Origin of the sequence: Pseudarthrobacter sp. B907 (assembly GCF_040137805.1) — a bacterium.
In the GTDB taxonomy this organism is placed as follows: Bacteria; Actinomycetota; Actinomycetes; order Actinomycetales; family Micrococcaceae; genus Arthrobacter.
Genome location: NZ_JBEEQE010000026.1, coordinates 1 through 18935 on the forward strand (window position 1 = coordinate 1; position 18935 = coordinate 18935).

The window sequence follows — 18935 nt, forward strand, 5'->3', positions numbered from 1 at the left end:
GGGACCAGTCCACGCCCTGGCATGGGCATGTCCCGTTGGCGCGCCGGGAGATGGGCATGTCCACGAGGCAAGCCCCCGCCCCTGACATTGCGGAACATAATTACTGCGCCAGTTTGCGGAACGGGCCGATATCCTGTGAACCGGGTCACGAAATGGCCTAGGGTAGTTGCTACCGGAAACTACATCCAGTTGCGTAATTCATTCCGCAGTTGCAGCTAAGAAGCAGGCATGGCCAAGCAGACCCCGTTTTTCTCAGCAATCAGTCGTCTCTATCCGCACGTCAGGCCGATCATGCCGCGGCTTGTCCTGGGCCTGATCTCTGCCTTGATGGCCAGCCTTGTCGCCCTGGCCATCCCCCAGGTGCTGCGGGTCCTGATCAACGACTGGCTGCGGCCGGGCGGAAGCAGCCAGGCCGTCTGGATCGCCTCGGCGGTGATCCTCGGGCTGGGCATCGCCGAAGCCGGGCTGGTGGCGCTGCGCCGGCAGTTCGTCATCAATCCGGCCACCACGGTGGAAACCCGGATGCGGGTCTCGCTCTACGACCACCTGCAGGACCTGGCCGTGTCCTTCCATGACCGCTGGGGCTCCGGCCAGCTGCTCTCCCGCGCCATGACGGACCTGAACTTCCTCCGGCGCTGGATGGCGTTCGGGGCGATCATGCTGGTGGTCACCACCCTCACGGTGGTGATCGGCGTCGTCGTGATGTTTGCCATGAGCTGGCAGCTCGCGCTGATCTTCCTGGCCGCCGCCGTGCCGATCATGATCTACGGCTTCCGCTTCCAGACCCGCTTCCGCCAGGTGGCCCGCCGCAGCCAGGACCAGGCCGGCGACCTCGCCACCGCGGTGGAGGAATCCGTCCACGGCATCCGCGTACTCAAGGCCTTCGGGCGCAGCCGGGAGGCGCTGGAGAACTTCAACGAACAAGCCGAGGAACTCCGCCAGACCGAGATCGCGAAGGCCAAGCACCTGGCCGCCTTCAGCCTCGCCGTCACGCTGCTGCCCGAGCTGGCCCTCGGCGCCGGGCTCGTCGTCGGCGTCATGCTGGCCGCTGGCGGCCAGCTCAGCATCGGCTCGCTCGTGGCTTTCTTCGCCACCGCCGCCGTGATCGCGGCGCCGGTGGAGTTCTGCGGCATGCTGCTGGCCATGGCCCTAACCGCCAAGACCGCGGTGGACCGGCATTTCGAGGTGATGGACTCGGCGAACACCATCACCAGCCCGGACGAGCCGCGCCGCCCGGCCGAGCTCACGGGCGCCCTGGCCTTCCGCAACGCCACCTTCGCCTTCGAGGACGCCCCGGAGAAGCCCATCCTCAAGGACATCTGCCTGGACATCCGGCCGGGCGAGACGATGGCCCTGGTGGGCATCACCGGCAGCGGCAAGAGCGCTCTGCTGCAGCTGGTGCCGCGCCTGTTCGAGGTTACAGCGGGCTCGGTGACGATCGACGGCGTGGACCTGCGCGACTTCAGCGTCGAGGACCTGCGCACCATCGTCTCGGTGGCCTTCGAGGACACCACGCTCTTTTCCAGCTCCGTCCGGGACAACGTGCTGCTCGGTGTGCAGGGGCAGGAGTCGCCGGAGCGCCGGGAAGAGATCCTGGCCGAGGCGCTCGACACCGCCCAGGCGCACTTCGCCTACTCCCTGCCGGAAGGCCTAGACACGCTGATCGGTGAGGAGGGACTGAGCCTCTCCGGCGGGCAGCGGCAGCGCATCGCCCTGGCCCGGGCCGTCGCCGCCAGGCCGAAAGTGCTGGTCCTGGACGATCCGCTCTCCGCCCTGGACGTCAACACCGAGGAGCTCGTCGAGGCCCGGCTGCGCGCCGTGCTCGCGGACACCACCACCCTGATCGTGGCCCACCGGCCCTCCACCGTGGCCCTGGCCGACCGGGTGGCCCTGCTGGAGGACGGCCGGATCGCCGCCGTCGGCACCCACACGGAACTGCTCGCGGAAAACAGCCACTACCGCTACGTGATCGCCAGCCTGGACCCGGAACCGCGGGACCTGGACTCCGAACTGTCCGCCCTCGAGGCCGAGGAGGTGTCCCGATGAGCACGGCCACCTTTGGCACCGCCAACGAGGACAACGCGCACCTGTCCAAGTCCGAGAGCAGGGCCGTGCGGCGCCGCTCCCTGGCCCTGCTCGGATCACTGATCCGGCCGGTCCGCCGGCGCTTCTGGCTGACCATCGCCGCCGTCGTCCTGTCCCAGGCCGCCCGTGTGGCCGGCCCGGCGCTGATCGCGTTCGGGATCGACCATGCCCTGCCGGCGCTGCGTGCGGGCGACAACCTCCCGCTGATGCTGGCCGGCGCCGCGTACCTCGCCGCGGCCGTCGCGACGGCGGGCCTGACCGCCCTCTACGTGACCTCGACGGCGCGCCTGAGCCAGGCGATGCTGCTGGACCTGCGGGTGCTCGTCTTCCGCCAGACCCAGCGGCTGAGCCTGGAGTTCCACGAGAAATACACCTCGGGCCGCATCATCGCCCGGCAGACCTCGGACCTTGAGGCGCTGCGGGAACTGCTCGACTCCGGGGTCAGCTCGCTCGCCTCCGGACTGCTGTTTATGGTCTTCACCGCCGTCACCGTGTTCGCCCTCGACTGGCGCAGCGGGCTGCTGGTGCTCGCCGCCGGCGTGCCGATGTACTTCCTGGCCCGCTGGTACCAGAAGCACTCCGAGATCGCGTTCCGCGAGTCCCGCGTCGTCTCGGCCCGGCTGATCGTGCACTTCGTCGAGACGATGACCGGCATCCGTGCCGTCAAGGCCTTCCGCAAGGAGCGCCAAAATGCCGAGCGCTACGCCGAACTCTCCGAGGACTACCGCAAGGTCACCGTCCGGTCGATCAACCTCAACGGTGTCCTCCAGCCCGGCCTGGTCCTGATCGGGAACGTCTGCGTCGCCGTCGTCCTGCTCACCGGCGGCTTCCGGGTGCTCTCCGGTGAACTCGCCGTGGGCGTGCTGCTGGCCCTGATCCTCTCGGCCAAGCGCTTCTTCCAGCCCGTCGACCAGATGGCGATGTTCTACAACTCGTTCCAAAGCGCGCAGGCGGCACTGGAAAAGGTCTCCGGACTGCTCGAAGAGGTGCCCACCGTCCGGCCCCCGCAGAACCCGGTGGCCCTGCCGGCGGCGGAGGGCCGCATCGACTTCGAGAACGTCGAGTTCCGCTACGGCGACGGTCCGGTGGTCATCCCCGCCCTGGACCTTCACATCCCGGCCGGACAGACGGTCGCCCTCGTGGGCCAGACCGGCGCCGGGAAGTCGACCCTCGCCAAGCTGATTGCCCGCTTCTACGACGTCTCCTCCGGTTCGCTCACGCTCGACGGCGTGGACCTGCGGCAGCTCACGACGGCGGACCTGCGCCGCAACGTTGTGATGGTCACCCAGGAGGCGTTCCTGTTCAGCGGCTCCGTGGCGGACAACATCGCCCTCGGCCGACCCGAGGCCTCCCGCGAGGAGATCGAGGACGCCGCGAAGGCCGTCGGCGCCCACGGCTTCATCACGGCGCTGCCGGACGGGTACGACACCGACGTCAACAAGCGCGGCGGCCGCGTCTCGGCCGGCCAGCGCCAGCTGATCAGCTTCGCCCGGGCCTTCCTGGCCCGGCCCGCGGTGCTGATCCTGGACGAGGCCACGTCCTCGCTGGACATCCCCTCCGAACGGCTGGTCCAGGCAGGCCTGGCGAGCCTGCTGCGGGGCGCCGGCTCCGGCGGAGCCGGCCGCACGGCGCTGATCATCGCGCACCGGCTCTCCACCGTGGAGACCGCGGACCGCGTGCTGGTGGTCCACGATGGCCGCGTGGTCGAGGACGGCACGCCCGCGGAGCTGATCGGCGGCGGCGGCCGCTTCGCCAAGCTGCACGGGGCGTGGAAGGACTCGCTGGTCTGAGCCGGCGCCGCCCGTCCTCCCTGTGACGGCTCCGATTCGCATCCGGGGCACGGATCGGATACTCTTGTGAAGTTGCTTTTGAAGTAACGGATCGGGATGTGGCGCAGCTTGGTAGCGCGCGTCGTTCGGGACGACGAGGTCGCAGGTTCAAATCCTGTCATCCCGACCAGTCAAAAGAGGGTCTTCCATACGGAGGACCCTCTTTTGTGTTTCCAGGAAGTCACCCGGCCGCCATGGCACCCGCCGCCGTCGCCGTCTTGATCCCGATGGCGGTCGAAGGCAAAAAAACAGCCCCGGAACACCTTGCGGTGCCGCCGGGGCTGTCCTTCGAGTGTGTGGTTACATCGGGTCGGGCCAGTTGCCGACGTTCGTGGAGTAGGTCATCGGGTCGGGCCAGTTGCCCACGGCCGTGGCCGTACGCATGGGGTCCGGCCAGTTGCCAACGGCGGTGATGTTGGTGGTATCGGCGATGGAACCTGCGGACAGAACGGCCGGAGCCGCTGCGGAGAAAGCCAGGGCGCCCGCGAGGACCGCGCCGGCTGCAATCTTCTTCAACATAGAGTTCCTCAATCTTGAGTTGGAGTCGTTACCAAGTCAGCACTGCCCTTGTTGACATACATTGTAAAATGTTTTCCACAGAGAGTGTCAAGCATTTAGTACATGAAGTGTCCGGAATGAGGTGGTATCCGTGGGGAACGGATTCGGGGAGAAACTCCGTGCGGAACGGCTGGAGCGTGGGCTCACGCAGGCCGAGCTGGGGAAGGATCTCTACTCGCCCAGCTACATCTCGCTGCTCGAAACCGGCCGCCGGGAACCCACCGCGGATGTCATCGAGGAGCTCGCCCGCCGGCTGGAGCTCGCCCCCAAAGCCCTTGAAGCATGGAGCCAGCCGGTTTCCGTGAGCGACGCCGAGTACGTACTGGCCGGCCTGTACGCCCGCCAGGCCTGGGACCTCCGGGACTACCCGCTGGCGGCGGTCCATGCCGCGGCGGCCGCCCAGATCGCCCTCGAGGCCAAAAACACCAGTGCCTGGTGGAACATGACCTACATGCAGGCCGAATGCATGATCAAGCAGGGCATGTGGGCCGACTGCAAGGCGATCGTACAGCGCCTGCTGGACCACCCGATGGCCGCCGAGTCGGCCGGCCTCGGGGTGCGTGCCCGGCAGATGCTGGCCGCGGCCGCGCAGGGCCAGGGCCAGCTGACCACGGCGGTGGAACAAGCCGAGGAGGCGGTGCGGCTCTGCTCCCAGCTGCCCACGGGTTCCACCCTCATCATCGGTGCGCTGCGCGCGCTGATCGGTGCCCTGGCCGAAAGCGGCCGGCTGGACGAGGCCTGGAAGTACTGCCAGGACATGAACGAACAGATGGACGAGCAGTCCATGTCCCAGTTGGCCGGTGAAGTGGCCTGGGTGGTCGGCAACGTCGCTTTCATGCGCCACGACTACGCCGAGGGCATCAAGTACCACGAGAAGGCCGCCAAGCTGCTCTCCCCCGCGCACGACATCGACCTCTGGGCCAGGTTCAACAAGGCCTCCGCCGCGGTGCGACTCTCCTCCGGGATCGTCGAGCCGGAAACCCTGTCCTCGATCGAACGCGCCGAGCTGGCCCTCTCGATCGTCGGCGGCAACAAGACGGACCACCTCGAAGTTGCCTTTATCCGGGCGCGCTGGCTCTACCTCACGGGAGACATCGTCGGCGCCGTGCAGAAGCTGCGCGAGATCCACGCCGAGCGGGACGTGCTGGCCAAGCACACCGCGGGCGAGGTTTCGCTCCTGCTGGGCAAGGCACTCAAGGCCGCCGGCGAAGCCGAGGAGGCCCTCGTGTACCTCGAGGAAGCCCAGAAGGAGTTCAGCGCGGCCGGAGCCTCGGACCGGGTCCAGCAGGCCATGGACGCCGTGCTCGAAATCCGGCTGGCCCAGCGCCGCGCCGCGGCCGCCGCCGGCACCTAGCCGGCACCAGGGCGGCCCCTGGCCGAGCGCCGGCCGCCGGACCGGCGCCCAAGCGGCGCCGCAGCCCCCGCCTCAGGCGAAGGACCGCCCGGTGAGCAGCTCGAAGGCCTCCACGTAGCGGCTGCGGGTGCGTGTGACGACGTCGGCCGGCAGTGCCGGCGGCGGCGTGTCGGAGGCCTTGTCCCAGCCGGACTCCGCGGACGTCAACCAGTCGCGGACGTACTGCTTGTCGTAGGACGGCTGCGCCTTGCCCGGGGCGTAGGTGCTGGCGTCCCAGAAGCGCGAGGAGTCCGGGGTCAGGACCTCGTCGCCGAGGGTGATGACGCCGGTGGCGGTGTCGATGCCGAACTCCACCTTGGTGTCGGCCAGGATGATGCCGCGGCCGCGGGCGATCTCCTCGGCCTTGGTGTAGATCTCCAGGGTCAACTCACGGAGCCGGCCGGCGATGTCCTCGCCCACCAGCTCCACAACGTCCTCGAACGTGATGTTCTCGTCGTGTTCCCCCACCTCGGCCTTGGCCGAGGGGGTGAAGATGGCCTCGGCCAGCCTGGACCCGTCCACCAGGCCCGGCGGCAGCGGGATGCTGCAGACCGTGCCGGATTCCCGGTATTCGGCCAGCCCGGACCCGGTCAAGTAGCCGCGGGCGATGCATTCCACCGGGAACATCTCGAGCTTCTTGCAGATCATGGCGCGGCCCTCCACGGCGGCGGGGACGCCGCCGTCGACCGTGGCTGCGAGCACGTGGTGCTCCACGCCGAGCTGCTCGAACCACCACAGGCTCAGCTGGGTGAGGATGCGGCCCTTGTCCGGGATCTCGCTGGCGAGGACATGGTCGAAGGCGCTGATGCGGTCGCTGGCCACCACGAGGACGCACTCGTGGCCGAAGCGCTCGGTGATGGAGGAGTCCGCCGGGATGTAGAGGTCGCGGACCTTCCCGGAGTAGACGTGCGTCCAGCCGGGCAGCTCCGTCGGCTTGGTGTCCAGGCCGCCCGCGGGCAGGGAGGAGTCAGTCGCGTTCATGGTCACGCCTTCGCTTTCGCGGCCGCGGCGGCCGCAGCTGCGGCGACGGCGGCGGCCGTGCCGGGCGCCGTCACCTTGATTTCGCCGCGCGCGGCCTTGCCGCCGATGTCGGTGCGGAACTGGCCGCCGTCGAGCTGGACCAGTTCGACGCCGTCGTACGCCCGTTCGCGGGCCTCGACCAGATCGGTTCCGAGCGCCACCACGGCGAGGACGCGGCCGCCGGCGGAGACCACCTTGCCCTCGTCGTCGAGCCTGGTGCCGGCATGGATCACGTGCACGCCTTCGATCGCCTCGACCTTCTTCAGGCCGCGGATGCGGTCCCCGGTGCGGGGCGTGCCGGGATAGTTTTCGGCGGCGACGACGACGGCGACGGCCGACTCCTTGGACCAGCGCAGCGGCTGGACCTTGTCCAGCTCGCCCTTCGCGGCGGCCATCAGCAGGCCGCCGAGGGGCGTCTTGAGCCGGGCCAGGACGGCCTGGGTCTCCGGGTCGCCGAAGCGGACGTTGAACTCGATGACGCGGGTGCCGCGGGACGTCAGGGCTAGGCCGACGAACAGCACGCCGACGAACGGGGTGCAGCGGTGCGCCATCTGGTTGACGGTGGGCTGCGCAACCCGGTCGATGACCTCCTGGACCAGGCCCTCGGGGGCCCAGTCGAGCGGGGTGTAGGCGCCCATGCCGCCGGTGTTGGGGCCCTCGTCGTTGTCAAAGATGCGCTTGAAATCCTGCGCCGGGGACAGCGCCACGGTGGTGCTGCCGTCGCACAGGACGAAGACGGAGACCTCGGGGCCGTCGAGGAACTCCTCGATCACGACGGTGCCGCCGGCGTCGAAGCAGCTCTGCGCGTGCGCCAGCGCCTCGTCGCGGTCCTTGGTGACCACGACGCCCTTGCCGGCGGCGAGCCCGTCATCCTTCACAACGTAGGGTGCGCCGAAGGTGTCGAGCGCGTCGGCGGCTTCCGCCGCGTTGGACGCCACCCGGGCCATGGCAGTGGGCACGCCGGCTTCGGCCATGACTTCCTTGGCGAACGCCTTGGAGGCCTCGAGCTTGGCGGCGGCCTTGCTGGGGCCGAAAACCGGGATCCCGGCATCGCGGACCGCGTCCGACACACCGGCGGCGAGCGGCGCCTCGGGACCCACCACCACGAGGTCGACGGCGAGCCTGGTGGCCAGGGCGGCGACGGCGTCGGGGTCGTTCGCGTCGATGGCGTGTGTGGGGACCAGCTTGCCGATGCCGGCGTTGCCCGGGGCCGCGTGGACCTCGGAAACATTCGGGTCGGCGAGCAGGGATCGGACAATGGCGTGTTCGCGGCCGCCGGGGCCGATGACAAGTACCTTCACAGTTCCCAAGGGTACGTTGTGGACCCGGCAGGCTCCTAAGCTGTGACCGTCCGACGGACATGCCCATCCTTCGGCCCTTGACGCTGGGTTCCGACGGACATGCCCATCCTTCGGGGCCAGGTCCCACCGGACATGCCCATTCCACGCCGCAGCCACTGGACAGAATCCGCATATGTCCCTCCCTCACGCCCGAGAATGGACATGCCCGTCCCTGTGAAGCCGCCCAATCCGCACGACGTGCCCTCCCGGGCCCCGATCCGACGGACCTGCCCATTCTTCGGGGCCGGATCCAACGGGACCTGCCCATTCCACGCCGCAGCCACTGGACGTAATCCGCATATGTCCCTCCCTCACGCCCGAGAATGGACATGCCCGTCCCTGTGAAGCCGCCCAATCCGCACGACGTGCCCTCCCGGGCCCCGATCCGACGGACATGCCCATTCTTCGGGGCCGGATCCAACGGGCCATGCCCATTCCACGCCGCAGCCACTGGACAGAATCCGCATATGTCCCTCCCTCACGCTCAAGAAGGGACATGCCCGTCCCTGTGAAGCCGCCCAATCCGCGCGACGTGCCCTCCCGGGCCCCGATCCGACGGACCTGCCCATTCTTCGGGGCCGGATCCAACGGGACATGCCCATTCCACGCCGCAGCCACTGGACATAATGCGCATATGTCCACTCCTCACGCCCAAGGATGGGCATGTGCGGCGCCGAGCACCGGGCGAGACACGGGGCAGGGCACGCTCCGCAGCACGCTCCGCACCCCGGGCGGTCAATCCGCGGGCCCCGCCGCTCCGAACACCCTGTATGACAACGCCCAGCACCCCGAAGCCCGGCACCACCCCCCAGGGCAGGAACCAGCGCATGCACCAGCGCAGGAAGCGCCTGCTGTCCGGGCCCGGTCCCCTCGCCGCGCTGGCCGGGGTGGTCTCCGCCGCCGTCGTGCTGGCCGTCGCGGAACTGGCCGGGGCGTTCTTCACGGCCCGCGCGACGCCGCTGATCGCCCTCGGCTCGACCTTCATCGATTTCACCCCGCCGTGGATGAAGGACTTCGCGATCGCCACCTTCGGCACCAATGACAAGGCCGCCCTGTTCGCGGGCATGGGCCTGACCATCCTGCTGCTGGCGTGCGTGCTGGGCATCGTGGCGTACCGCAGGTGGGCGCTCGGCGTCGCCGGGGTGCTCCTGATGGGGGCGGTGATCGTGGCCAGCGTGGTGACCCGGGCCGGAGTTAAGCCCCTCGATGCCATTCCTTCGCTGCTCGGGACCGCAGCCGGCCTCATCGTGCTCCGGCTCCTGATCACCCGGCTGTGGCGGATGCGGGAATGGCCGGAGGTGGCGTCGGACCGCGGCGCCAAGGAGCCGGAGCGTCCCGCCACCAGCCGCCGGGCTTTCTTCACCGCCACCGGCATCACCGCCGTGGCGGCCGCCGCCGCGGCCACCGGCGGACGGCTCCTGAGCGCCGCCCGCAGCAATGTGGCGCAGGCCCGTGAGGCCCTTAAGCTCCCCGCTCCCGCCAAGGCTGCCGCCGCCGTGCCCGCCGGCGTCCAGTCCAAGGCCCCCGGCGTCACCCCCTGGCTGACCCCGAACAAGGATTTCTACCGGATCGACACCGCCCTCAGCGTGCCGGAAATCGACGCCCAGTCCTGGGAGCTGCGGATCCACGGGATGGTCGAACAGGAGGTGCGGCTCAGCTTCCAGGACCTGCTGGACGCCCAGCTGATCGAATCCCACGTCTCGCTGACCTGTGTTTCCAACCCGGTGGGCGGGAACCTGGCCGGCAACGCCAAATGGCTGGGCATGCCCATCCGTGACGCGCTCAAGAGGGCCCGGCCCAAGGCTGGCGCCGACATGGTGCTCTCCACCTCGGTCGACGGCTTCAGCGCCTCCACGCCCCTGGAGGTCCTGCTGGATGACCGGGACGCGATGCTGGCGATCGGCATGAACGGCGAGGCCCTCCCATTGGAGCACGGCTACCCGGTCCGGATGGTGGTCCCGGGGCTGTACGGCTTCGTCTCGGCCACCAAATGGGTGGTGGACCTCGAGGTGACGCGGTTCGCGGACAACAAGGCCTACTGGACCCAGCGCGGCTGGTCCGAGCGCGGCCCGATCAAGACCATGGCCCGGGTGGAGGTCCCGAAGTCCTTCGCCAAGGTCGCCGCCGGGAAGGTCGCGATCGGCGGCACGGCCTGGGCCCAGACCCGCGGCATCACCAAGGTGGAGGTCCAGATCGACAACGGTCCGTGGACCGAGGCGGTGCTGTCGGCCGAGGCCTCCGTGGTGACCTGGCGTCAGTGGTCCTTCGACTGGGAAGCCACCCCCGGGCCGCATTACATCAAGGCGCGCGCCACCGACGGCACCGGCGAGGTGCAGACGGACAAGCGCGCCGATCCCGTGCCCGACGGCGCCTCCGGCTGGCAGTCCGTGATGGTCACCGTGGAGTAACCGGGCTGGGCCCGCATCGCACCATAGAATTGCAGCATGCCTTCGAACCCGCATGCCACCTTCACTGTTGAGTCCGCCGTCGAACTGGCAGTCGTTGAACGCAGCGGTTTTATCGAGTCCCGGCACATCGGCTCCGCCGTCGTGCTGTCCGCGGACGGCAACGTCGTCACCGAGCTCGGCGACATCACCACCCCGATCTACGCCCGGTCCACACTCAAGCCGCTGCAGGCCCTGGCGTCCATGCAGTCCGGGGTTCCGCTGCGCGGCGCGCAGGTGGCGATCGCGTGCGGAAGCCACGTAGGGTCCCTGGACCACATGGACGTGGTGGAGGGCATGCTGAAGGCCGCCGGCGTCAAGGAAACCCAGCTCCAGTGCCCGGCCGCGTGGCCCGAGGACGAGACGGCCCGGACCTGGCTGGTCCAGACGGAGCGCGGCAAGTCCCGGCTGGCGTTCAACTGCTCGGGGAAGCACGCAGCGTTCCTCTGGGCCTGCACGGAAAATGGCTGGGACACCCACAGCTACCTCGAACCGAACCATCCCCTGCAGCAGCGCATCCGCTCCGTGATCGAGGAGTACTGCGGTGAGCGCATCGCCCACCTGGGCATTGACGGCTGCGGGGCCCCGGTGGCGGCCGTGTCCCTCACCGGCCTCGCCCGCGCGTTCTCGAAGCTGGCCAAGGCCCCCGGGGACAACAGCTCCAACGCCCGCGCCGCCACGATTGCCACCTCCATGCTGGACTACCCGTGGGCCGTGCAGGGCCGGGGCCAGGCCAACACGATCGTGATGGACGAGCTGGGCATCATCGCCAAGATCGGCGCCGAGGGCGTGCTGGTCATGGCCACCCCGCAGGGCGTCGCGGTGGCGATCAAGGTCCTCGACGGCAACATCCGCGCCACCACCCTCGTGGGCCTGACCCTGCTGGCCGCCGCGGGCGCCGTCGAGATCCCTGAGGTCTCTTCCGTGCTGGAGAAGGTGGTGGACCCGGTGCTCGGCGGCGGCCGGCCGGTCGGCAAGATCCGCCTCGGCCACGCCGTCTCGGCCCTGTTGGACTAGGCCCGTGGCAGTTCAGCGACGGCGAATTGCCCTTGACGAGGGCCGCGCGGCGCTGGCCGCATGGCTCGAAGCCGACGCGGTCCCGCGCAACACACTCGCGACGGCGGTGCGCTACACCCTCGAGGAAGTCACCGCCCGGGCACCCGGCAACTCGGTGGAGGTGCGCGTGCCGCCGTTCGGCGTTACGCAGTGTGTGGAGGGCCCGCGGCACACCCGCGGCACTCCCCCGAACGTCATCGAGTGCGACGCCGCCACCTGGCTGGCGATGGTCACCGGCCGCCTCAGCTGGGCGGACGCAGTCGACGCCGGCACGGTGGCCGCTTCCGGTCTGCGGGCCGATCTGTCCAGGCTGCTGCCGCTTTAAGGCCTCAGCCGCGGCCGATAAACGGCATCCCGGCGGCGGTGATCACCATCGAGCCCACACTCGCGGACGCGGGCATATCCGCCATCAGCAACACCGCGCGCGCGGCGTCCTCCACCGGGAACATAGGCTCCACCCGGCGGCTGCCGTCGGCCTGAAGCGCGCCGTCGCCGACGCCGATCTCATCCATCAGCTCCGTGGCGGTGTTGCCGATGTCGATCTGGCCGCAGCTGATGCCGAAGCCGCGGCCATCCAGGTCAACGCTCTTGGTCAGCCCGGTGATCGCATGCTTGGTGACCGTGTAGGCAACGGTCCGGGGCCGGGGTGAATGCGCGGCGATGGAGCCGTTGTTGATGATCCGGCCGCCCTGCGGCGACTGCGCCTTCATGGCCCGGACGGCGGCGGCGGCGCAGAGCATGGAGCCGGTCAGGTTCACCGCCACCGTGGCGTCCCAGTCGGCGACGCTGATCTCGTCCACCGCGGCGGCGGGGCCAAAGACGCCGGCGTTGTTAAACAGCACGTCCACCCGCCCCCACTGTTCGAGGACCACCGCGAAGAGCCGTTCGACGTCGTCCGCCCGGGTGACGTCGCAGGGAACGGCGAGCGCCTGCGCGTGGCCTGCGCCGGTTTCCAGCAGGGCCGCCTCCCGGCGGCCGGCCAGCACCACACGGTAGCCTTCGGCGAGCATGATACGCGCCACGGCCCGCCCGATTCCGGAGCCGGCCCCGGTGACGACGGCGACCCGGCCGAGGTGATGCTGGCGTGTCATGCGGGGCTCCCTGGGGTAGCGGTCTGGTGTCCGGTCCCGGACAGCCTATGCCGAGATGGCCCACCGCGGCACTGTCGGGCGCAAATATTGCCGCACTCTGCCGCACTGCCGCACCGTGGACGTACAGTGAAGCGTGGCAACCACCGCGGGCGAGGCCTTGCTGGCCTATCTTCGAGAACAGGTCTCCGAGCTGCGCCATCGTGCGCCGGGCGTGCTGGCAGGGCAGCCCGAAGATGTCCACCAGATGCGCGTGGCGGCCCGCCGCCTCCGCTCGCTGCTGACAACGGGCCGGCCGCTGTTCGACGACGGCGCCGTGGAACCCCTCCGCGATGAACTGCGCTGGCTCTCCGGACTGCTCGGGGCGGCCCGCGATCCCGTGGTGGTCCACGAACGGCTGGCCGCCCTACTTGCCCAGGAACCCGAAGCGCTGCGTTTTGGCCCGGCGGCCGCACGGATTGACGAGGAACTCGATGCCCTGGCCGCCGCGGGATTCCAGTCAGCCATCGAGGCCCTCGGAAGCGAGCGCTATGACCTGCTGCTGGCGGCCCTGGAAAAGTTCCTTGCCCACGCGCCGCTCTCGCCGGCGGCGGCCCGGGACCCCGGGACGGGGATCGCCAAGCTCGTGGCCAAGGACGAACGCCGGCTGCGGCGCGCCGCCGCAGGCCTCGCCCCGCACTCCGACGACGGCAAAAACGACGGCAAAAACGAGGGCGAAGTCGGCGGCCCCGACGACGGCAAGAACGCCCGGGATGCCGGCCTGCACGAGGTCCGCAAGGCCGCGAAGCGTCTGCGGTACTCGGCGGAGCTGGCCGCCTCGCTGCCGAACGAGCCCGGCGGCGGCCGGGCAGGCAAGAAATTCGGGAAGAAGGCGGCCAAAAAGCACCGTCAGCGGGCCAAGCAGTCGGCGAAGTCCGCGCGCAGGATCCAGCAGCTCCTGGGATTGCACCAGGACAGCGTCGTGGCCCGGGCGCGGCTGGCCGAGCTGGGCGGCCGGGCACTGCGCAGCGGGGAGAACGGCTTCAGCTACGGGCGCCTGCACGCCAAGGAGGAGGCCCTGGCCGCCGCTGCGGAGCGGGCCTTCCTCAAACTCTGGAAGAAGTTCCCTCCCTCCTGAGGCCGGGGCAGGCCGTGCGCCCGGAAGGACGCCCGGCACGTCAGCGGACGCGTGCCGCCAGTGTGCCGATGGCGCTGCCGGCTAGGTTGTCCAGCAGGGCCCGCGGGCTCGCGTAGATCTCCACGGCACCGGCCGCCCGGAGCTCCGCTTCGCTGGTGCCGCCGCAGGTGAGGCCGATTGCCGGGATGCCGAGAGCGCCGGCAGCGTAGATGTCCCAGACTGCGTCGCCCACGTAGACCGAGTTCCCAGCGGCCACCCCCACAGCCGTGAGCGCGGCGGCGAGGATGTCCGGCGCCGGTTTGCTCTCTTCCGCGTCGGCCGAGCTCGTGGCGGCGTGGATGTAGGCGTCGGCGTCGATCACGGCGCGCAGTATCTCCAGGTCGCGGTCCCGGGCCGAGGAGGCGAGTGCGACGGCGAGGCCGCTGTCGTGGCATTGCGCCAGCAGCTCGCGGGCCCCGTCGAGCCGGCGGAGGGCCGGCCAGAACGTGGAGAACACGGCTGCCTGGGAGGTCATGATGTCCGCATCGGCGTCGGTGTCGCGGTCCGCGGGCAGCAAGTGGTCAAGGATCCTGTCCCCGCCCATGCCCACGGCGCGGTGGATGCTGGCCATCGGCACGTCGTGACCGGCCTGCCGGAACGCCTGCCACCAGGCGAGGGTATGGATATAGGACGAGTCGATCAGCGTCCCGTCGACGTCGAAGAGGACCGCGCCCCGGTGCCCGGCGGCCGGCTCAGTGGTGGGCACGGGTGCGCTTTGTGGCCGCGAGGGTTCCGCCCGAGAGCGAGGAGCCGCGCCCCGTGCCCCCGCCGGTCCTGCGCTTGGCCAGAGAAGCCATCACGGCGGACTGGCTGTCACCGCTGCGGTCCCGGACCAAGCCTGTGCCAGCAATTTCCCGCGCCTGGGCGATGCCCGCCACGGCCGCACGCTTGGTGGGGAAAGTGACGGAGACGGCCATCAGTGCGCCGGCAGCGTCCATCATCCGAATCCGGTAGCCGCCGTCGGGCGCATCCACGAGTTCGAAATATCCAGCCATTGCCTTCTCCTTACCATCTTCACCCCACCGGGGATATTAGTAAGTATACTTATCTAAGCTCTGGAGAAAAGTGCCTGCCGATTTCGGTCCGCCCGCACGGGCCCAGGGTCAGCGGCCGTCCGCCTGCAGCTGCAGGGCGCTCCGGACCAGGGCGAAGTGGCTGAAGGCCTGGGGTGTGTTGCCCAGCTGCCGCGCCGCGGAAACGTCCCACTCCTCGCTGAGGAGCCCGACGTCGTTGCGCAACGCCAGCAGCCGTTCGAACAGTTCCCTGGCTTCCCGACGCCGGCCGGCGCCGATCAGGGCATCCACGAGCCAGAAGGAGCAGGCGAGGAAGACGCCCTCCCCGCCCTGGACGCCGTCGTCGCTCTGCTCCTGCCGGTAGCGCAGCAGGAAGCCGTCGTGGGTGAGCTCCCGCTGCACGGCGTCGATGGTGCCGAGCACCCGCGGATCGTCCGGGGGCAGGAAACCCACGTGCGGGATCAGCAACAGGCTGGCATCCAGTTCCGGCCGGCCGTAAGACTGCACGAAGGTATTCCGCGCCGCGTCGAACCCCTTGGCCATAACGTCGGCGTGGATGGTGTCGCGGAGCGCCTCCCAGCGGTCCGCCGGGCCCGGGAGGCCGAAATCCCGGACTCCCTTGACCATCCGGTCCGCCGCCACCCAGGCCATCACCTTGGAGTGGGTGAAATGGCGGCGCGGCCCGCGCATCTCCCAGAGTCCGTTGTCCGGGCGGTCCCAGGCGGTCTCCAGGTGCTCCATCAGCGCCACCTGCACGTCCCAGGAATCATCCCCGTCCTGCAGCAGCGAGGTCCGGGTCAGGGCGAGGCAGTCCAGCACCTCGCCCCAGACGTCCAGCTGCAGCTGCCCGGCGGCGCCGTTGCCGATCCGCACCGGCTTTGACCCCTCGTAGCCCGCCAGCCAGTCCAGCGTCATTTCCGGCAGCCTCCGCTCGCCGTGCAGTCCGTACATGATCTGCAGGTCGGCTGGATCCCCGGCCACCGCACGCAGCAGCCAGTTCCGCCAGGCCGCGGCCTCCTCGGAGTATCCGGAGGCGAGCAGGGCCTCGAGCGTCAGGGTCGCGTCCCGGAGCCAGCAGTAGCGGTAATCCCAGTTGCGTTCCCCGCCAAGCTCCTCGGGCAGCGAGGTGGTCACGGCCGCCACGATGCCGCCGGTGGGGGCGAAGGTCAGCGCCTTGAGCGTGATCAGCGAGCGCAGCACGGCGTCGCGGTACGGGCCGGTGACCTGGCACTTGGCCGCCCACTGCAGCCAGAACGACTCGGTGGCTTCCAGGACCGCCTCCGGCTCCACCGCCCGCGGGCGGCCGAGGTGGCTGGGCGCCCAGGTCAGGACAAAGGGAATCCGCTGCCCCGCCTTGACGGTGAAGTCGCTGGCGGTCTGCATGTGCTCGCCCCGCAGGGGTGCCTCGGTCACCAGGTAGGCGGCGTCGGGGCCAGCGACGGCGTGGATGCCGTGCTCGTCATGGCGGACCCAGGGAACGATGTGGCCGTAGTCGAACCGCAGGGCCAGTTCGCCGCGCATCCGCACCGACCCGCGGACCCCCACCACGATCCGCACGATGTCCGCAGCGCCGTCGCGGGGCGACATGAAGTCGATGACCTTGACCTTGCCCTCCGGGGTTTCCCACTCTGTCTCAAGGATCAGGGTGTTCTTGCGGTAGCGCCGCCGGGTGCATTCGCCGCCGGCAGCGGGGGCGAGCAGCCAGCGTCCTGCCTTGGGGCTGTCCAGCAGGGCGTTGAAGCACGCCGGCGAATCGAAGCGGGGCAGGCAGAGCCAGTCGATGGAGCCTTCCGTGCTGATCAACGCGGCGGTGTGCAGGTCGCCGACCATAGCGTAATCCTCGATGCGTGCCATGGGTCATACAGTGCCACACGGCCCGACGCCGGACGGGGATTCCGCGTTACGATCCCCCCATGCCGGATCAGGAATTGCCGCAACCGCAAGCCACGGCCGGACACCTCGCACCGGCGCACTCCGGCGCGGTGCGGATCGGAACCAGCGGCTGGAGTTACGACCACTGGGAGAGTGTGCTGTACCCGCCGGGGCTGCCGGCACGGGACCGGTTGGCCCACTATGCGGCCCGTTTCACCACGGTGGAGCTGAATGCGAGTTTCTACCGCTGGCCGCGGGAGTCCTCCTTTGCCAGCTGGCAGCGCCGCCTGCCCGAGGGGTTCACCATGTCGGTCAAGGCTCCGCGGGGGCTCACCCACGGCAAGAAACTGTACGGACCGGAGGCCTGGGTGGAGCGGATCACCCGGTGCTGGCATGAACTCGGCGACAAACGTGCCGTGCTGCTGGTGCAGCTGCCGCCAGGTTTCGCCCGCGACGACGCCCGGCTGGATTACTTCCTGGCCGCGCTGCCGGGGTGGATCCGGGTCAGCGTGGAGTTCCGCCACACCAGCTGGGATCACCCGGACGTCTATGCCCTGCTGGAACGGCACGGCGCCGCCTACTGCGTGATGAGCGGGGCGCAGCTGCCCTGCATCCTGCGGGCGACCGCCGCCTTCGTCTACCTCCGGCTGCACGGGCCGGACCAGAACCACCTGTATGCCGGGTCCTACTCGGAGCAGGAGCTCCGCTGGTGGGCGGACCGGATCCGCGAATGGCAGGCGTCGGGTCGGGACATTTATGCCTACTTCAACAACGACGGCGGCGGCAATGCGGTGCGCAACGCCACCGCGCTGCGCGAGCTGCTGGGAAACGGCTGAACCGCGGACGTAATCGCCGGGCGGGCAGCCCGCTGTGGGAGAGTGGAGGTATGGAAATGGCGTCGCAGGAACAACCGCAGAAGGACTCGGACTACCCGGCCCCGAACAATCGGGTCCAGGGCAGCCAGACATTCCGGCTGGCCCACCGGGTCTCGGACACCGTGAACCATCTCCGACTCAAGACCGCCAGGCGCTGGAAGTTCGCCCCGCAAACCATCGCCTACCAGGGCTATGGTTCCACCGAGTGGGTCCGGATCCTGGGCCGCGTGGTGCTCACCAGCAAACCGACCCCCGGCAGCCGGGCCGAGCAGGCGGCGCAGAACGGCAACCAGAACATCCGCGGCTGGCGCGCGTTCACGTCCGTCCCGATCCAGTTCGTCGAGGTGGACATCGAGATCGGCGGCACCACCACCCGCGTACACGCCGACCGCGGCGGCATCGTGGACACCGTGATCCCGGTCCAGCTCACGCCGGGCTGGCACACCGCCATGCTGCGGGCCGAGGGCACCGAGCCCGCGGAGGCGAAAATCTACGTCATCGCCCCGGACACCAGCCTGGGCATCGTCTCGGACATTGACGACACGATCATGGTCACGGCCCTTCCCCGGCCCTTCCTGGCACTGTGGAACACCTTTGTGCTCAACGAACGGGCCCGGATGGCGACGCCGGGGATGGCCGTGCTGATGGACCGGCTGCTGGTGGAACACCCCGAGGCGCCGGTGATCTACCTGTCCACCGGGCCGTGGAACGCCGCGCCGACGCTGGCCCGCTTTATCACCCGCAACATGTACCCGTCGGGCACCCTGCTGCTGACCGACTGGGGCCTGACCCACGACCGCTGGTTCCGCAGCGGCCAGGACCACAAGCGCCGGAACCTGGAACTGCTGGCCAAGGAGTTCCCCAACATGCGCTGGCTTCTCTTCGGCGACAACGGCCAGCACGACGAGGCGATCTATTCGCAGTTCGCCCAGGCGCACGGCGACCGGGTGGCCGCGATCGGCATCCGCCAGCTCTCCACCGGCGAGGCCGTGCTGGCCGGCGGACACTCCGAAACCGGCGACCACACCGGCTCGAACGTGCCCTGGGTCTACTCCCCCGACGGCGCGGGCATGGCCAAGCGCCTGCAGGAGCTGGACCTGCTCTAGCCTCCGGCCGTCGTCCCGGCCGCAGGCGCACCGGCACCGGCGGCCGGCGAGGCCGCGGGAATGCCGGCGTCGGCCGTGGTGGCACCGGCCGCGCCGGGGG

Annotated in this window: 16 protein-coding genes and 1 tRNA gene; 10 read left to right on the forward strand and 7 right to left on the reverse strand. The window is 69.6% G+C overall.

What is annotated here, in order from left to right; translation table 11 throughout:
• Positions 1–228: 228 nt before the first annotated feature.
• The 3 genes from ABLI39_RS16840 to ABLI39_RS16850 all read left to right on the forward strand — a co-directional run bounded on the left by ABLI39_RS16840 (position 229) and on the right by ABLI39_RS16850 (position 4044).
• Positions 229–2046, forward strand: coding sequence for an ABC transporter ATP-binding protein (locus ABLI39_RS16840; RefSeq protein ID WP_349414708.1), 1818 nt, complete (start codon positions 229–231; stop codon positions 2044–2046).
• The gene (locus ABLI39_RS16845; RefSeq protein WP_349414709.1) at positions 2043–3875 is read left to right on the forward strand and encodes an ABC transporter ATP-binding protein; all 1833 of its coding nucleotides are present in this window, start codon (positions 2043–2045) and stop codon (positions 3873–3875) included. Before ABLI39_RS16840 ends, ABLI39_RS16845 begins: the two co-directional genes overlap by 4 nt.
• A gap of 92 nt (positions 3876–3967) precedes the next feature.
• Positions 3968–4044: transfer RNA gene (locus ABLI39_RS16850), tRNA-Pro, on the forward strand.
• Positions 4045–4214: 170 nt separating this feature from the next.
• Here the strand turns inward: ABLI39_RS16850 and ABLI39_RS16855 are convergent.
• A complete protein-coding gene (locus ABLI39_RS16855; protein WP_138768328.1) occupies positions 4215–4433 on the reverse strand; it encodes a hypothetical protein in 219 nt (72 codons plus the stop codon).
• Between the two features lie 130 nt (positions 4434–4563).
• On the opposite strand from ABLI39_RS16855, the gene ABLI39_RS16860 reads away from it, so the two are divergent.
• Positions 4564–5826: a helix-turn-helix domain-containing protein gene (locus ABLI39_RS16860; RefSeq protein ID WP_349414710.1), complete on the forward strand. Its 1263-nt coding sequence runs from the start codon at positions 4564–4566 to the stop codon at positions 5824–5826.
• Positions 5827–5898: 72 nt separating this feature from the next.
• Here the strand turns inward: ABLI39_RS16860 and ABLI39_RS16865 are convergent, their stop codons facing one another.
• The gene (locus tag ABLI39_RS16865) at positions 5899–6846 is read right to left on the reverse strand and encodes a phosphoribosylaminoimidazolesuccinocarboxamide synthase (RefSeq protein ID WP_349414711.1); all 948 of its coding nucleotides are present in this window, start codon (positions 6844–6846) and stop codon (positions 5899–5901) included.
• 2 nt (positions 6847–6848) lie between these two features.
• Complete coding sequence (gene purD / locus ABLI39_RS16870; protein WP_349414712.1) at positions 6849–8186, reverse strand: phosphoribosylamine--glycine ligase; 1338 nt, start codon at positions 8184–8186, stop codon at positions 6849–6851.
• Between the two features lie 866 nt (positions 8187–9052).
• Between purD and ABLI39_RS16875 the strand changes: the two genes are divergently transcribed.
• From ABLI39_RS16875 to ABLI39_RS16885, 3 genes are read left to right on the forward strand one after another with little or no spacing between them, the layout of a single operon-like run.
• Positions 9053–10633 (forward strand): molybdopterin-dependent oxidoreductase, encoded by a 1581-nt coding sequence (locus tag ABLI39_RS16875; protein WP_349414727.1) that lies wholly within the window; start codon positions 9053–9055, stop codon positions 10631–10633.
• Positions 10634–10669: 36 nt separating this feature from the next.
• Positions 10670–11686, forward strand: coding sequence for an asparaginase (locus tag ABLI39_RS16880; protein WP_349414713.1), 1017 nt, complete (start codon positions 10670–10672; stop codon positions 11684–11686).
• Positions 11687–11690: 4 nt separating this feature from the next.
• The gene (locus tag ABLI39_RS16885) at positions 11691–12050 is read left to right on the forward strand and encodes a sterol carrier family protein (protein WP_349414714.1); all 360 of its coding nucleotides are present in this window, start codon (positions 11691–11693) and stop codon (positions 12048–12050) included.
• A gap of 4 nt (positions 12051–12054) precedes the next feature.
• Here the strand turns inward: ABLI39_RS16885 and ABLI39_RS16890 are convergent, their stop codons facing one another.
• Positions 12055–12816 carry an SDR family oxidoreductase gene (locus ABLI39_RS16890; protein ID WP_349414715.1) on the reverse strand — a complete coding sequence of 254 codons (762 nt, stop codon included), beginning with the start codon at positions 12814–12816 and terminating at the stop codon, positions 12055–12057.
• 133 nt (positions 12817–12949) lie between these two features.
• On the opposite strand from ABLI39_RS16890, the gene ABLI39_RS16895 reads away from it, so the two are divergent.
• Positions 12950–13930, forward strand: a complete 981-nt coding sequence (locus tag ABLI39_RS16895) for a CHAD domain-containing protein (protein ID WP_349414716.1) — start codon at positions 12950–12952, stop codon at positions 13928–13930.
• A 40-nt stretch (positions 13931–13970) separates the two neighbouring features.
• On the opposite strand, the gene ABLI39_RS16900 is transcribed toward ABLI39_RS16895, so the two are convergent.
• The 3 genes from ABLI39_RS16900 to ABLI39_RS16910 form a co-directional block, all read right to left on the reverse strand.
• Complete coding sequence (locus tag ABLI39_RS16900; protein ID WP_349414717.1) at positions 13971–14675, reverse strand: HAD family hydrolase; 705 nt, start codon at positions 14673–14675, stop codon at positions 13971–13973.
• The gene (locus ABLI39_RS16905) at positions 14662–14964 is read right to left on the reverse strand and encodes a YegP family protein (RefSeq protein WP_349414718.1); all 303 of its coding nucleotides are present in this window, start codon (positions 14962–14964) and stop codon (positions 14662–14664) included. The genes ABLI39_RS16900 and ABLI39_RS16905 overlap by 14 nt, the downstream gene beginning before the upstream one ends.
• Positions 14965–15072: 108 nt before the next feature.
• Complete coding sequence (locus ABLI39_RS16910; RefSeq protein ID WP_349414719.1) at positions 15073–16836, reverse strand: glycoside hydrolase family 15 protein; 1764 nt, start codon at positions 16834–16836, stop codon at positions 15073–15075.
• Positions 16837–16895: 59 nt separating this feature from the next.
• Here ABLI39_RS16910 and ABLI39_RS16915 point away from each other — a divergent pair, with 59 nt between their 5' ends.
• Both ABLI39_RS16915 and ABLI39_RS16920 read left to right on the forward strand, forming a co-directional pair.
• The gene (locus ABLI39_RS16915) at positions 16896–17690 is read left to right on the forward strand and encodes a DUF72 domain-containing protein (protein ID WP_349414720.1); all 795 of its coding nucleotides are present in this window, start codon (positions 16896–16898) and stop codon (positions 17688–17690) included.
• Between the two features lie 50 nt (positions 17691–17740).
• Entirely contained in the window at positions 17741–18835 is a 1095-nt protein-coding gene (locus ABLI39_RS16920; RefSeq protein ID WP_497899437.1) for an App1 family protein phosphatidate phosphatase, read from the forward strand.
• The last annotated feature ends 100 nt before the right edge of the window (positions 18836–18935 follow it).